Source organism: Polaromonas naphthalenivorans CJ2 (genome assembly GCF_000015505.1).
GTDB classification, from domain to species: Bacteria; Pseudomonadota; Gammaproteobacteria; order Burkholderiales; family Burkholderiaceae_C; genus Polaromonas; species Polaromonas naphthalenivorans.
This window is the reverse complement of record NC_008781.1, coordinates 1,893,372-1,907,177: the sequence shown is the minus strand read 5'-3', so window position 1 is coordinate 1,907,177 and position 13,806 is coordinate 1,893,372. Positions and strand designations below refer to the sequence as shown.

The 13,806-nt window shown below is 61.7% G+C and carries 13 protein-coding genes and 1 pseudogene; 3 read left to right on the top strand and 11 right to left on the bottom strand.

Going from position 1 to position 13,806, the window contains the following annotated elements:
- Positions 1–156: 156 nt before the first annotated feature.
- Positions 157–375 (top strand): hypothetical protein, encoded by a 219-nt coding sequence (locus PNAP_RS08975; RefSeq protein WP_011801184.1) that lies wholly within the window; start codon positions 157–159, stop codon positions 373–375.
- A gap of 39 nt (positions 376–414) precedes the next feature.
- Here PNAP_RS08975 and PNAP_RS08970 read toward each other — a convergent pair whose 3' ends face one another.
- The 6 genes from PNAP_RS08970 to PNAP_RS28315 all read right to left on the bottom strand — a co-directional run bounded on the left by PNAP_RS08970 (position 415) and on the right by PNAP_RS28315 (position 4,931).
- Positions 415–717, bottom strand: coding sequence for a hypothetical protein (locus PNAP_RS08970; RefSeq protein ID WP_011801183.1), 303 nt, complete (start codon positions 715–717; stop codon positions 415–417).
- The gene (locus PNAP_RS08965; protein ID WP_011801182.1) at positions 714–1,427 is read right to left on the bottom strand and encodes a hypothetical protein; all 714 of its coding nucleotides are present in this window, start codon (positions 1,425–1,427) and stop codon (positions 714–716) included. The genes PNAP_RS08970 and PNAP_RS08965 overlap by 4 nt, the downstream gene beginning before the upstream one ends.
- Complete coding sequence (locus PNAP_RS08960; protein WP_011801181.1) at positions 1,424–2,455, bottom strand: MlaD family protein; 1,032 nt, start codon at positions 2,453–2,455, stop codon at positions 1,424–1,426. Before PNAP_RS08960 ends, PNAP_RS08965 begins: the two co-directional genes overlap by 4 nt.
- Before the next feature lie 18 nt (positions 2,456–2,473).
- Complete coding sequence (locus tag PNAP_RS08955) at positions 2,474–3,277, bottom strand: MlaE family ABC transporter permease (RefSeq protein ID WP_011801180.1); 804 nt, start codon at positions 3,275–3,277, stop codon at positions 2,474–2,476.
- 71 nt (positions 3,278–3,348) lie between these two features.
- Positions 3,349–4,485 carry a PQQ-dependent sugar dehydrogenase gene (locus PNAP_RS08950; RefSeq protein ID WP_041377133.1) on the bottom strand — a complete coding sequence of 379 codons (1,137 nt, stop codon included), beginning with the start codon at positions 4,483–4,485 and terminating at the stop codon, positions 3,349–3,351.
- 170 nt (positions 4,486–4,655) lie between these two features.
- Complete coding sequence (locus tag PNAP_RS28315) at positions 4,656–4,931, bottom strand: hypothetical protein (RefSeq protein ID WP_408633758.1); 276 nt, start codon at positions 4,929–4,931, stop codon at positions 4,656–4,658.
- On the opposite strand from PNAP_RS28315, the gene PNAP_RS08945 reads away from it, so the two are divergent.
- Positions 4,834–5,343 (top strand): C40 family peptidase, encoded by a 510-nt coding sequence (locus tag PNAP_RS08945; protein ID WP_408633754.1) that lies wholly within the window; start codon positions 4,834–4,836, stop codon positions 5,341–5,343. The genes PNAP_RS28315 and PNAP_RS08945 overlap by 98 nt on opposite strands.
- Before the next feature lie 185 nt (positions 5,344–5,528).
- On the opposite strand, the pseudogene PNAP_RS28310 reads toward PNAP_RS08945, so the two are convergent.
- Positions 5,529–5,852 (bottom strand): annotated as a pseudogene (locus PNAP_RS28310) (hypothetical protein); the annotation flags it as partial.
- 80 nt (positions 5,853–5,932) lie between these two features.
- On the opposite strand from PNAP_RS28310, the gene PNAP_RS08935 reads away from it, so the two are divergent.
- Complete coding sequence (locus PNAP_RS08935; RefSeq protein ID WP_011801176.1) at positions 5,933–6,463, top strand: hypothetical protein; 531 nt, start codon at positions 5,933–5,935, stop codon at positions 6,461–6,463.
- Positions 6,464–6,639: 176 nt separating this feature from the next.
- Here PNAP_RS08935 and lpdA read toward each other — a convergent pair whose 3' ends face one another.
- From lpdA to aceE, 4 genes are read right to left on the bottom strand one after another with little or no spacing between them, the layout of a single operon-like run.
- Positions 6,640–8,505: a dihydrolipoyl dehydrogenase gene (gene lpdA / locus PNAP_RS08930; RefSeq protein WP_011801175.1), complete on the bottom strand. Its 1,866-nt coding sequence runs from the start codon at positions 8,503–8,505 to the stop codon at positions 6,640–6,642.
- The gene (locus PNAP_RS08925; RefSeq protein ID WP_011801174.1) at positions 8,502–9,092 is read right to left on the bottom strand and encodes an MFS transporter; all 591 of its coding nucleotides are present in this window, start codon (positions 9,090–9,092) and stop codon (positions 8,502–8,504) included. The genes lpdA and PNAP_RS08925 overlap by 4 nt, the downstream gene beginning before the upstream one ends.
- A complete protein-coding gene (gene aceF, locus PNAP_RS08920; protein ID WP_011801173.1) occupies positions 9,089–10,795 on the bottom strand; it encodes a dihydrolipoyllysine-residue acetyltransferase in 1,707 nt (568 codons plus the stop codon). Before aceF ends, PNAP_RS08925 begins: the two co-directional genes overlap by 4 nt.
- Before the next feature lie 42 nt (positions 10,796–10,837).
- Positions 10,838–13,567: a pyruvate dehydrogenase (acetyl-transferring), homodimeric type gene (aceE, locus tag PNAP_RS08915; RefSeq protein ID WP_011801172.1), complete on the bottom strand. Its 2,730-nt coding sequence runs from the start codon at positions 13,565–13,567 to the stop codon at positions 10,838–10,840.
- Positions 13,568–13,806 lie beyond the last annotated feature (239 nt).

Below are 13,806 nucleotides of genomic sequence, written 5' to 3'. Positions count from 1 at the left end.
CAGGCACACAGGCTGTTCTGGTTTCAATTTTTTGGGTCAAATCGGGCTTCTGCGCATATGGACAGGGCGATGATAGCTATTCTTTTTATAGCAAAACTACAATCGTAAGCCTGTCTGCGCCCGCGCAGGCTGAAACACCAAAAACAAAGGATGAGCATGACCGAATGGGTTACGAAAATGTTGGCCTTGATCAAAAGCGGCAACATTCCGGCGGCAGTCGCCCAGATCAAGGCGACCACCAGCAGCAAGGATTTGCGGCAGCTGCATGCCGCGCTGGACAAGGCCAAGGCACTGCCGCGCCTTCGGGCCGTGGAGCTGGCCATCAATGATCAGCTGCAGGCGCTCGCCTCACCGCGCCTGAGCCGCTCGCCCTGAACGCCGCAGCCCTTGCCGGCATCAACGGCGTCAACGGAATCAGCCGCGAATCTCGAACTGCGCATCGCCCATGTAGCGGTTCGGCCCCAGGGCGGCGGTCAATGCTGCGGATTCGGCCGCCTGCCACTGGCTGAAGATTTCCAGCTCTTCGGGCGACAGGACATCGTCGGCCGGTGTTTCGCCATAAATCGCCACGATGCGCCGGTAGGCGGCATGCACCGGCGCCACCAGGCTTTCATCGCCCAGCGCGGCTTCCAGGGCTTGCCTGAAACGCTGCTCGGCCGCCTGCAGCTGCGCCGGGCTGGCGTCTTCAAAGGCGTAAAGTTTGACGGTGTAGCTCATCTTTTTTCATTCTCTTTTTCAGGTTCTTTCACGCTCAAGCCGCGGCCCTGCGCGATGGCCATGCGCCGGCGCAGGCGCGCCGCCTCCTCGGCGTCGCCGCCCTGCTCTGCCCGCGTCGCCTGCACGCCCAGCCAGGCCAGCAGCGGACGCCGCCAGCCCTGGCTTGAGGCCGTGTCAATCGCCTGCGCAATCACGGTCGGGCTGGCCTTGCCGGTCTGCAGCAGGACGCCAGCGGCGACCAGTTGCGACAACGGATCGGCGATGCCCTTCAGGGCGTTGGCATCACCCGCCGCCGCAGCGCGCTGGGCTGGCGGCAACAAAGGAATGCTTTCAGCCTGCGCCTGGCCGCGCAGGTAATCGGCATAGGCGCGCTGGGCGGCCGTCGCATCGTCTCTCAGGGCATCAAAACCCACGCAGGGTTCAAGCACCAGGCTGGCGACGCGGCTCGCGCAGTGCAGCAGTTCGGCGGTGGCCAGCAGATCGACACGGCCGGTGCGCGACAGCTGGCTGCGCGCGCGCGCCAGTTCGGCGGTTTCGACGCGGCTGTTGCCTTCCATGTAGGCGGCGACGGAACGCTCCATCGAGCCCTTGGCTTCGACCTGCCAGTCGGGCGGCTTGGGGCCGCTGCTGCAGGCGCCCAGCAGCAAGGCAGTCGCCGCCAGCGGAACAGCGCATTTGAATTTGACAGTGGAGCAAAAGAAGGTTTTCACGGCAGTTTCATCTCCGCATCGCGGGCAAACGGCCATTTGCGGTTGATCTCGCTGACCAGGCCTTCGACTTTTCGCAGGCTGGCTTCCACGTCGCCGCGCAAGGCGCCCAGGTCGGACGTAGCGTCCCTGGCATTCGAGGTGACGGCCTGCGCATCCACCAAAATGGCATCGACCTTCTTCAGGCTGGTGCGCGCCTCGCCCAGCATGGCATTGAGCTGCACGACGGTGGCGCGTGTTTCGGGCAGCACGCCCTTGTCGCCAAACACCTGGGTGTCGGTCTTGGCGGCCATGCCGTCGAGCTTGGCCAGCAAGGCATTGGCGCGGTCCAGCGTGGCGGAAAACTTTTTGGCTTCTGCTTCGCTGCCCAGCAACACGGTCAGCGCGCCGCCGGGTCCGTTGAGCCGGCCGGTCAGCACCTGCAGATTGGCCAGGCTGGTGCCGACCGAGCCGCTGCTGCCCGTCAGGCTGTTCAGGTTGTCGATCAGGTCCTTGGCGGCGGAAATGACCTTGGGGATTTCCGCGCTGGCGTCGCCCTGCAGCACGGACCGTTCCGCACCGTCGGGCAGCGGCGGATCATTGAGCAGCCCGGTATAGGCGCGGATGTTGGGGCCGCCCACGATGCCCTTGACCAGCGTGAAAACGCTGCTGGTGCGCAGCCAGTGGGCGTCCTTCTCGGCCACATCGACCAGGATGCGCGCCTTGCCGTCTTCGGCCAGTTCGATGCGCCGCACCCGGCCGATGGGGAATCCGGCAAACGTGATGTCCATGCCGACCACCACGCCTTCGGAATCCTCGGCCATCAGCACCAGGCGCTGGGTCGATTCAAAGGCGCCGCGCGCATACAGCACATACAGGGCCGAGCCGCACACCAGCAGCAGCATGAACAGCAGCAGCAGCCTGGCCTTGAGTTCCAGGTTGGCGATGTTCTCGGGCGCGGCACTGCCGGGCACGGGCGCGGACGCAGGCTGCGCCTGACCTTGACCAATGGGCGGCAGCAAGGGGGGCGGTGAATCGGGAGGTGAACTCATGGATGGCTTGCCTGAAAATCAATAATAGTTGCCGACCAGCGAAGCCACTTCAACCAGCAGCAACACCGCGAACATGCGGACCAGGCCGCGCATTTCGGCGCTGCTGCGAATGTTGGCGCCGCGCATTCCGTACAGCGCCGAGGCCATCGGTATCAACGACACGGCCAGGCAAAAAAACACGGTTTTCAGCACAAAGATCAGCGTGACGGCCGGCGTGAACACCTGCCCGAACAGCCGCGTATAGACCGCCAGCCCCGACACGGCAAATCCATAGACCGCGACATACGCCACCATCACCGCCACCACGCAACTGAGCGCGGCCAGCGTGATGCCCGAAAACATGCCGGCCACCACGCGCGGCAGCACCTCGCGGCGTATCGGCTCCACGCCCTGCCTGCGCATCTCGTCCAGCTCGCCGCTGGCCTGCATGGCGGTGAGTTCCGCGCCATCGGGAATCGTGCAGCGCAGCGCCACGAACAGCGCGGCGGACAGCGGAATCAGCTCCAGCACCAGCACCCGGATCACGACCTGCAGCGCATACTGCGACAGGCCATAGCTGAGCGCGGTCACCATCACGATGCGCGTGATGACCACGGTCACCAGCGCGCACAGCAGGGAAAAGCCCAGCAAAATGGGCGCCGTGCTCATATAGATATGCCGGCCCAGCACCAGGCGGTTTTCACGCCGGTAGCTCGATGGCGAGAGTGTCAGCACCAGGATGACCGCGCCCAGGTGGATCAGTTGCCACCATTCAATGAACCACTGCTGCGCAGCCTGACCTGTTCGTGTCAGACGGCGGTGCCAGCTAGCGGATGGAGTCATGCCTGCATGATAACGGCGCGCCTGTTCAATGGTTGCAGGCCTAGGCGCTCGGCCAGGCACTGTTCTTCACGCTATCTGCCGGCCTGAGCGGGCAACAGGCGGATGAGCTTGCCATCGGCGCTGTCGGTCAGCACATACAGCAGGCCGTCCGGGCCTTGCCGGACATCGCGGATACGCTCGCCGACCTCGGTCAGCAGCTTGTTTTCCCGCACCACTTTGCCGCCGAAAGGCTGCGAAAGCTCAATCCGGTCCAGGCAGGAAAACTTGAGCGACCCGACGAACAGGTTGCCCTGCCACGCCTTGCCGTAGCGCTCGCTGGTCAGGAAAGTCATGCCCGAGGGCGCAATGGACGGCACCCAGTAATGCAGCGGCTGTTCCATTCCGGCCTTGCGGCTCAAGCCTTCGCCGATCTTGCCGCCGCCATAGTTTTCACCATAGGTGATTTCCGGCCAGCCGTAGTTGGCGCCCGGCCTGGGCAGGTTGATTTCGTCGCCGCCCTGCGGCCCGTGTTCATGCATCCAGAAAGTGCCGTCGGGCGCCAGCGTGGCGCCCTGGGCGTTGCGGTGCCCATAGCTCCAGATTTCAGGCAGTGCGCCGGCCTTGCCGACAAAGGGATTGTCCGGCGGCACCGAGCCATCCTTGTTGATGCGAACGATCTTGCCATGGTGGTTGTCGAGCTTTTGCGCGTCTTCCTTGCGCGAAAAGCGCTCGCCCAGGGTCAGGAACAGCTTGCCGTCAGGCTGGCCATTGGCACCGGGCGCGCGGCTTTCAACAATCCGGCAGCCAAAATGGGCGGTGCTGGCAACCTTGGGTTTCTGGCTGAAGATCACCCTGAGATTTTCCAGCCGGGCATTGTCCGCGCTCAAGGTGGCGCGCGCCAGCGCCGTGCTGTTGGCCCTGCCGGTCGCGGCAGGCTCCGAATAACAGAAATACACGGTGCGGTTGCGGACAAAGTCACTGTCCGTCATCACATCGAGCAAGCCGCCCTGCCCGCCAGCCGCAATCCCGGGCAGCCCGGCAACAGCGGTGGCCAGTTTGCCATCCGCCCCCACCACCCGCAGCCGGCCTACACGTTCGGTGACCAGGAAGCGCCCATCAGGCAAAAATGCCAGGCCCCACGGGTTTTGCAATCCCGACGCCACGATTTCAGGATGGACTTCCTGTTGTGCCTGGGCGAAAGGAGCCAGCAGGCTTGACGCCACGGCCATGATGGCTGGCAGCAAACGCCGGCCTTGGGCGAAAAGCATTGTTGGCTCCTTGATTTTTTGACTTGATTGACTTTGTGAGGCTACCTCAAGGAAATAGTTCGCACAGACCGGCGTTGGCGTTTCATTTTTCAAAAACCCAACACTTTGGCTTTAAAAGAAGTCTTTTTGCATCAAATCCAAGAAAAATCAACTGTGTAAAGATGAAATCGGTTACTTGTTGTTAATTGACGTAAGACCAATCCTTCAAGTATGCTTGGCGCCATGCGAATGATTCCCCCTGCTCTCGTCCTGACTATTTTTGTACTTTGCACCATCACAGCCCATGCAACACCAAATTCTGGAGACGATATCGACAGGTTACTCGCCGATAGAGGTCTTTTAACGAAAATTGGCAACGCCAGCCAAAACGTCAGCCAAAGAGCCTCGGAACTGGTGGTCAACGCCATGGGATTCCTGGGCGTTCCCTATAAATGGGGCGGCACCGATGCCGACACCGGATTTGACTGCAGCGGTTTTGTCGTTTCCGTGTACCAGCAAAGCATCGGCTTGCTGCTGCCACGCAAGGCTGAGCAGCAGGCGGCGGCCACGCAAAAAATAGACCAAACCGATTTGCAGCCCGGCGACCTGGTGTTTTTCAACACCATGCGGCGCGCCTTCAGCCATGTCGGTATTTATGTCGGCAATGGCAAGTTCATCCATGCACCCCGAGCCGGCGCCGAAGTACGGGTTGAAAGCATGGTCGGCAACTACTGGCAGCACCGCTTTGACGGCGCCCGGCGCGTGATGGCCAGTGCGGCAGAGCCGGTGCAGGCGATGCCTGTTGCCGCTTCTTTTGGCGACACAGCCTCGATTCGCTAAGTTTTCCCTACAGCGCCTGGTTTCAGGTGCTTCGTTTTCGATAGCTGCTTGCGCATATGCTGTATGCGCAAGCAGCTTTTTCGCTTGTAATCCGCTCGAATTCATCCAGCGGTAAAAATCAAAAGCGCCTCGCGCCCGTTTGACGGAGTCCAAAGCGCTTTTTCGTGAAGTATTCGAACCGGCAACTTTCTGGCCAGCGGCAAGTCGGCGCCGCTGCCGTGCGCCACTTCCGCCGCCATGCCGATGCTCTCGCCCAGCGTCGGGTGCGGGTGAATCGTCTTGCCGATATCCACCGCATCCGCGCCCATTTCAATCGCCAGCGCAATCTCGCCGATCATGTCGCTGGCATGCGTACCGCCGATGCCACCGCCCAGGATCAGCATGCGTTTTGGCACGGCCTTCAACTCCAGCGCGTCGGTTGAATCCACCACGCACGGGTCGTCGGGCACAGCAAAAAAAACACCTCGTAGATACGGGCTAGCAAAAGGATAGTTTTTTAAATCAAGCATCGTGGCCCGATAAGTGCGTAGCCTGTGGGAACCATCCATTCGGGCAACTCTGCGCGAGGGTGGTGTTACCAGGATATTTCATGACCACCACTCACGCATCCCCAGCTTTTCAGCGTCTCGAAGCCGAGGGCCGGTTGTTGAAACCTGCTCTCAATGGGCCGACCCATGTCCCCGGCCGTTTCGGTTTTCGCGGCGAAATCGCGCTGACAATTGAGCCTCCCGTGATGCTTCAAGCGGCCTTTGCCACCGCCGACGATGCCGAGGCAAGCCTGTCTTTTCTGGCCGGTTCGCTCTCGACCTACAAACACCTTCCTGCGCTGATTGAGGCGCTGGGCGCCAACATCAAGGCTGGCGGCAAATATTTCATCTACGTGTCCGATCTCGACCGCTCATCGCGCTACCAGATCGAATTCAACGGTATTTCGTTTTACGTGCTGCCGATTGACGACACCTCGGTTTACAACGAGTTGATCGACTTCCTGTATCTCGACAAGAACAAGATGAAGAAGATGGATACGTCCGCCAAGGTCGATGCGATTGCCGATGGCGCGCTCAAATACACCCAGGCCTACGAAATCATCAGCTTTGAGGAAGGCCTCAAACGGCTCTGACTCAGCAGCGCCTCTGTCGGGTTGACGACGCACGCCCTAGCGCCAATCCCGACAATTGAAGAGAAGGCGCCAATTTGAGGGGCCGCTGGATGACTGGTGGTTTGCCTTTCAGGCTGACAGCAAAAAGCCCGAACTGTTGCCAGTTCGGGCTTTTTCATTGGAAATACTGACTTGAATTACTTGCGCGCAGGCGGCAAGTCCGTGCAGCTGCCATGCGCCACTTCGGCCGCCATGCCGATGCTCTCGCCCAGCGTCGGGTGCGGGTGAATCGTCTTGCCGATATCGACCGCATCCGCGCCCATTTCAATCGCCAGCGCGATCTCGCCGATCATGTCGCCCGCGTGCGTGCCGACCATGCCGCCGCCCAGGATCTTGCCGTGGCCGTGCGCTTCCGGTGAATCGTCGAACAGCAGCTTGGTGAAGCCTTCGTCGCGGCCGTTGGCAATTGCGCGGCCGGAGGCGGTCCACGGGAACAGGCCCTTCTTGACCTTGATGCCCTGCGCCTTGGCCTGGTCTTCGGTCAGGCCGACCCATGCCACTTCGGGGTCGGTGTAGGCGACGCTCGGAATCACCCGGGCATTGAAGGCGGCGCTGGCCAGTTCCTTGTTGCCCAGCAGTTCGCCGGCAATCACTTCGGCGGCCACATGCGCTTCATGCACGGCCTTGTGCGCCAGCATCGGCTGGCCGACGATGTCGCCGATGGCGAAGATGTGCCGCACGTTGGTACGCATCTGAATGTCCACGGGGATGAAGCCGCGGTCCGTCACGCTCACGCCGGCCTTGTCAGCGGCGATCTTCTTGCCGTTGGGGCTGCGGCCCACGGCCTGCAGCACCAGGTCGTAGGTCTGCGGCGCGGGCGCGGTGCCGCCCGGCTCGGCGCTTTCGAACGTCACTTCAATGCCGGCCGGCGTGGCCTTGGCGCCCACGGTCTTGGTCTTGAGCATGATGTTGTCAAAGCGCGGCGCATTCATCTTCTGCCAGACCTTGACCAGGTCGCGGTCGGCGCCCTGCATCAGGCCGTCGAGCATTTCCACCACGTCCAGGCGCGCGCCCAGCGTGCTGTACACGGTGCCCATTTCCAGGCCGATGATGCCGCCGCCCAGGATCAGCATGCGCTTGGGCACACTCTTGAGGTCCAGCGCGCCGGTGGAGTCCACCACGCGCGGATCGTCGGGCATGAACGGCAGGCGCATCGCTTGCGAGCCGGCGGCGATGATGCAGTTCTTGAAGGCAATGGTCTGCTTCTTGCCGGTCTTGTCCTGCGACGTGCCGCTGGTTTCCTCGACTTCGAGGTGGTTGGCGCCGACAAAAGCGCCGTAGCCGCGCACCACGGTGACCTTGCGCATCTTGGCCATCGCGGCCAGGCCGCCGGTCAGCTTGTTCACGACCTTTTCCTTGTGGCCGCGCAGCTTGTCGATGTTGACGCTGGGCGCGCCGAAGTCCACGCCGAGCGCGGCCATGTGGCTGACCTCGTCCATCACGGCAGCCACATGCAGCAGCGCCTTGGACGGGATGCAGCCGACGTTCAGGCAGACGCCGCCCAGCGAGGCGTAACGCTCGACCAGCACGACCTTGAGGCCCAGGTCAGCCGCTCGAAAGGCCGCCGAATAGCCGCCGGGGCCGGCGCCCAGCACCAGGAGGTCGCAATCCAGGTCGGCCGTGCCGCCAAAGCTGGCGGCGGCTGGCGCTGGCGTTGTTGCAACAGGCGCTACTTTTTCAGGAGCGGCTGGTGCAGGTGCAGCCTGCGCGGAAGCCGGTTTTGGTGCTTCAACGGGGGCCGAAGCCGCCGCGCCAGCGACTTCCAGCGTCAGCACGACCGAGCCCTGCTTGACCTTGTCGCCGAGCTGGACCTTGATCTCCTTGACCACGCCGCCTTGCGACGACGGAATTTCCATGGACGCCTTGTCGCTTTCCACGGTGATCAGGCTCTGCTCGGCCTTGATGGTGTCGCCGGGCTTGACCAGCACTTCGATGACGGACACTTCGTCAAAGTCGCCAATGTCAGGCACCTTGATGTCGATGAGGTTTGTGGAGGCACTCATGAGGAGGCTTTCAGTTTGAGGGTGAATACATCAATCGGTCCGCCGGAATTCTTGTCGAACTCGCATCCGGCATTCAGGCCGGCCATGGCCACTTCGCGGGCGGTCCGGGCCTTGCCCCAGCTGGCGTGCATCGCGCCCAGCGCAAAGCTGCGGCCCGAGCCCACGCCCCAGAATTCCTTGAATTCAAAGACTTCGCGGTAGCTGTACAGGCCGTAGATGCCGCTTGCATTGGCAATGAGCACGGTGAACTGGCTCGATTCGTAGGGGTCGTTGTCGTCTTCCTTGCTCTGCAAAAAAAACGACTCTTTCAGCAAGGGATGCAGCTTGAGGAAGGTGTCGAACACCTCCTCGCGGCTGCCCAGCTTGAGTTGCTCCTTGGGCAGCGTTGCCATGGCCTTGCGCAGCACGGGGAAGTGCGCCACGGTGCCGGCCATGCCAATCAGGCTTTCACCGTCGGGCGTCTCGACCTTGAATATCTTGCTGTTGGCCTCGAAACGCTGGGTCAGGCAGGTATCGCCAAAGGTCACCAGCGTGTCGGCGGCAATGGCCACCTGACCCGCCTTTTTGACCACGACCAGGGTTGTCACAGGAAAATACGGCGGAAATCCGCCAGAACCTGGCCAAAGTAAGCATTGAAACGCGCCGCCGCCGCGCCATCGATCACGCGGTGGTCCCAGCTCAGGCTCATCGGCTGCATCAGGCGCGGCTGGAAGGCCTTGCCGTCCCAGACGGGCTCGATGCGGCTCTTGCACACGCCCAAGATGGCGACTTCGGGCGCATTGATGATGGGCGTGAAATAACGCCCGCCAATGCCGCCCAGCGACGAAATCGTGAAGCAGGCGCCCTGCATGTCGGCCGGACTGAGCTTGCCATCGCGCGCTTTCTTGGCCAGCTCGCCCATCTCTTGCGAGATCTGGATGATGCCTTTCTTGTCGGCGTCCTTGATCACCGGAACGACCAGGCCGTTCGGTGTGTCGGCGGCAAAGGCAATATTGAAATACTGCTTGAGCACCAGCTGGTCGCCGTCGAGCGAGGCGTTGAACTGCGGGAATTTCTTGAGCGCTGCCACCGAGGCCTTGATCAGGAAGGCCAGCATGGTGATCTTGACACCGGACTTCTCGTTTTCCTTGTTCATCTGCACGCGGAAGGCTTCGAGTTCGGTGATGTCCGCGTCGTCATGGTTGCAGACGTGCGGAATCATCACCCAGTTGCGGTGCAGGTTGGCGCCGCTGATCTTCTTGATGCGGGGCAGCGGCTGGCGCTCGACCGGGCCGAACTTGGTGAAATCGACCTTTGGCCACGGCAGCAGGTCAAGACCTGCGCCCGTGCCGCCGCTGCTGGCGGCAGGCGCTGGCGCCTTGGCCACCTGCGCCTGGGTGCGGGTGTCGCCGGCCATCACCGCTTTGGTGAAGTCCTGCACATCGTCCAGCGTGATGCGGCCCTTGGGGCCTGTGCCCTTGAGTTCGGCCAGCGGCACACCCAGTTCACGGGCGAACTTGCGCACCGAGGGCGACGCATGCGGCAGGCCGGTTGCGGGTGTTGCCGTGGGTTCATGCGCGGGCAAGGCCTGGGCGGCTGCGGCTGCGGCTGGCGCAGGCGCTGCGGGTGCGGATGCCGTGGCAGCCGCCGCTGGTGCAGCAGCCGCTGCGGCGGGTGCCGCCGGAGCAGAAGCAGGAACGGCTGCTGCGGGCGCGGCCGAGCCTTCCAGGATGGCCAGCAGGTCGCCAATATTGACGGTGTCGCCCAGCTTGACCTTGAGTTCCTTGAGCACGCCGGCCGTGGAGGACGGAATCTCCATGGAGGCCTTGTCGGATTCCACGGTAACCAGCGACTGCTCGGCCTTGATGCTGTCGCCGGGCTTGACCAGCACCTCGATCACGACCACATCCTTGAAGTCGCCAATGTCGGGAACCCGCACTTCCACCGGGCCGCTGGCCGCCGGGGCGGGCGCCGAAGCAATTGCGACAGTCGCAGCAGGCGCTTCTGTTTTAATAGCTGCCGGTGCAGGTGCAGCCTGCGCAGGAGCCTGTTTTGGCTCCGATTCTGCGGCGCCCGCCACGTCCAGCGTCAGCACGACCGAGCCCTGCTTGACCTTGTCGTCGAGCTTGACCTTGATCTCCTTGACCACGCCGGCGTGGCTGGACGGGATTTCCATCGAGGCCTTGTCGGACTCGACCGTGATGAGCGACTGCTCGGCCGTCACGGTGTCGCCGGGCTTGACCAGCAGTTCAATAACCGTTACTTCGTCAAAGTCCCCAATGTCAGGGACTTGAATATCTATCAATGCCATGTTGTTGTCTCCGTTTGCTTGGCGTATTGGATTGGTTTTACGTCAAGCGTAAAGCGGATTGATCTTGTCGGCGTTGATGCCGTACTTCTGGATGGCTTCGGCCACCTTGGCGACCGGCACCGTGCCCTCTTCGCTGAGCGCCTTGAGCGCCGCCACGACGATGTAGTGGCGGTTGATCTCGAAGTGCTCGCGCAGCTTGCTGCGGAAATCGCTGCGGCCAAAACCGTCGGTGCCCAGCACCTTGTAGGTACGGCCCTTGGGAATATAGGAGCGGATCTGTTCGGCATAGGCCTTCATGTAGTCGGTCGAGGCGACCACCGGACCGGCAAACGCTTCAAGTTGTTCGGCTACAAAGGAAACGCGCGGCGTCTCCAGCGGATGCAGCAGGTTCCAGCGCTCGGCGCTCTGGCCGTCGCGCGCCAGTTCGTTGAAGCTTGGGCAACTCCACACGTTGGCCGACACACCCCACTCTTTCTCTAACAGCTCCTGCGCGGCAATCGACTCGCGCAGGATGGTGCCCGAGCCCAGCAATTGCACGGTGGGCGCCAGCTTGGGGCCTTCGTTGCACAGGTACATGCCTTTGATGATCTGCTCTTCGGTGCCGGCTTTGAGGCCGGGCATGGCGTAGTTCTCGTTCAGCAGCGTGATGTAGAAATACACGTTTTCCTGCTTTTCAACCATGCGCTTCAAGCCGTGGTGCAGGATCACGCCGACTTCATGCGCAAAGGTCGGGTCGTAGCTGATGCAGTTCGGAATCGTGCCGGCCAGGATGTGGCTGTGGCCGTCTTCGTGCTGCAGGCCTTCGCCGTTGAGCGTGGTGCGCCCCGAGGTGCCGCCGAGCAGAAAGCCGCGCGCCTGCATGTCGCCCGCCGCCCAGGCCAGGTCGCCGATGCGCTGGAAGCCGAACATCGAGTAATACACATAGAACGGCACCATGATGCGGTTGTTGGTGCTGTACGAAGTGGCCGCCGCAATCCAGCTGCTCATGCCGCCGGCTTCGTTGATGCCTTCCTGCAGGATCTGGCCCTTCTTGTCTTCCTTGTAATACATCACCTGGTCTTTATCGACCGGGGTGTATTGCTGGCCGGCAGGGTTGTAGATGCCGATCTGGCGGAACAGGCCTTCCATGCCGAAAGTGCGGGCTTCATCGACCAGGATGGGCACGACGCGCGGACCGAGCGCCTGGTCGCGCAGCAGTTGCGTCAAGAAGCGCACATAGGCCTGGGTGGTCGAGATTTCGCGGCCTTCTGGCGTGGGGTCCATCACCGCCTTGAAAGTTTCCAGGGCCGGCACGGTGAAGCTCTCGTCCGCCTTGGTGCGGCGGTGCGGCAGGTAGCCGCCCAGCGCCTTGCGGCGCTCGTGCAGGTACTGCATTTCAGGCGTGTCGTCGGCCGGCTTGTAGAACGGCAGTTCGGCCAGCTGGCTGTCGGGAATGGGGATGTTGAAGCGGTCGCGGAAGGCCTTGATGTCTTCGTCGCCGAGCTTCTTGGTCTGGTGGACATTGTTCTTGCCCTCCCCGATCTTGCCCATGCCAAAACCCTTGACGGTCTTGATCAGGAGCACGCTCGGCTGGCCGGTGTGGTTGACGGCCGAATGGAAGGCGGCATAGACCTTTTGCGAATCGTGGCCGCCACGGGTGAGCTTCCAGATGTCGTCATCGCTCATGTTGGCGACCATTTCCAGCGTGCGCGGGTCGCGGCCGAAGAAATGCTTGCGCACATAGGCGCCGTCGTTGGCCTTGAACGACTGGTAATCGCCGTCGTTGCACTCCATCATGATCTTGCGCAGCGCGCCGTCCTTGTCGCGCGCCAGCAGCGGATCCCAGCTGCTGCCCCAGATCAGCTTGATGACGTTCCAGCCGGCGCCGCGGAATTCGCCTTCGAGTTCCTGGATGATCTTGCCGTTGCCGCGCACCGGGCCGTCGAGGCGCTGCAGGTTGCAGTTGATGACGAACACCAGGTTGTCGAGGTTTTCACGCGCCGCCAGGCCGATGGCGCCCAGCGATTCGACCTCGTCCATCTCGCCGTCGCCGCAGAACACCCAGACCTTGCGGTTTTCGGTGTTGGCAATGCCGCGCGCATGCAGGTATTTCAGGAAACGGGCCTGGTAAATCGCCATCAGCGGGCCAAGGCCCATGGAGACGGTGGGGAACTGCCAGAAATTGGGCATCAGCTTGGGATGCGGGTAGCTCGACAAGCCCTTGCCATCGACTTCCTGGCGGAAGTTGAGCAGCTGCTCTTCCGTCAGGCGGCCTTCGAGGTAGGCACGGGCATACACGCCGGGCGACACATGGCCCTGGATGTAGAGGCAGTCGCCGCCGTGGTTTTCGCTCTCAGCGTGCCAGAAATGGTTGAAGCCGGCGCCAAACAGGCTGGCCAGCGAGGCAAACGAGCCGATGTGCCCGCCCAAATCGCCGCCATCGGCCGGGTGCAGGCGGTTGGCCTTGACCACCATGATCATGGCGTTCCAGCGCATGTAGGCGCGCAGCCGCTGCTCGATCAGCAGGTTGCCGGGTGAGCGCTCTTCCTGGTCGGTTTCAATCGAGTTGACATAACCCGTGTTGGCCGAAAAGGGCATGTCGATGCTCTTCTGGCGCGCATGTTCGAGCAGTTGCTCAAGCAGGAAGTGGGCGCGTTCAGGCCCTTCACTTTCAATGACCGCGGACAGCGCATCCATCCACTCGCGCGTCTCCTGCGTGTCGTTGTCTTGCGTATTGCTGGAACCCGCATTGGGGATACCGGCTTGTTGGTTTTCGTCTGGATTGGCTGCCATGTTGTCTCCTGAATAAATCTTCTTCGCTTGATGTTTTCAACGCAGGCCGTGCTTCAGCCAGCGCGCAGGGGTACGTCTAGGACGTGTTTTTAAACCCAAATTAGGTTTAAGCCTCTAGTTTCCCACAATTATTTGAAAATTTCAAATAGTGCTTTATGATTTTATATTATGAAAATTAAATCCTGTTTAACTTGATTTATCGCCAAAAACCAAAGCATGCCTGTCTTACATTGAACTGA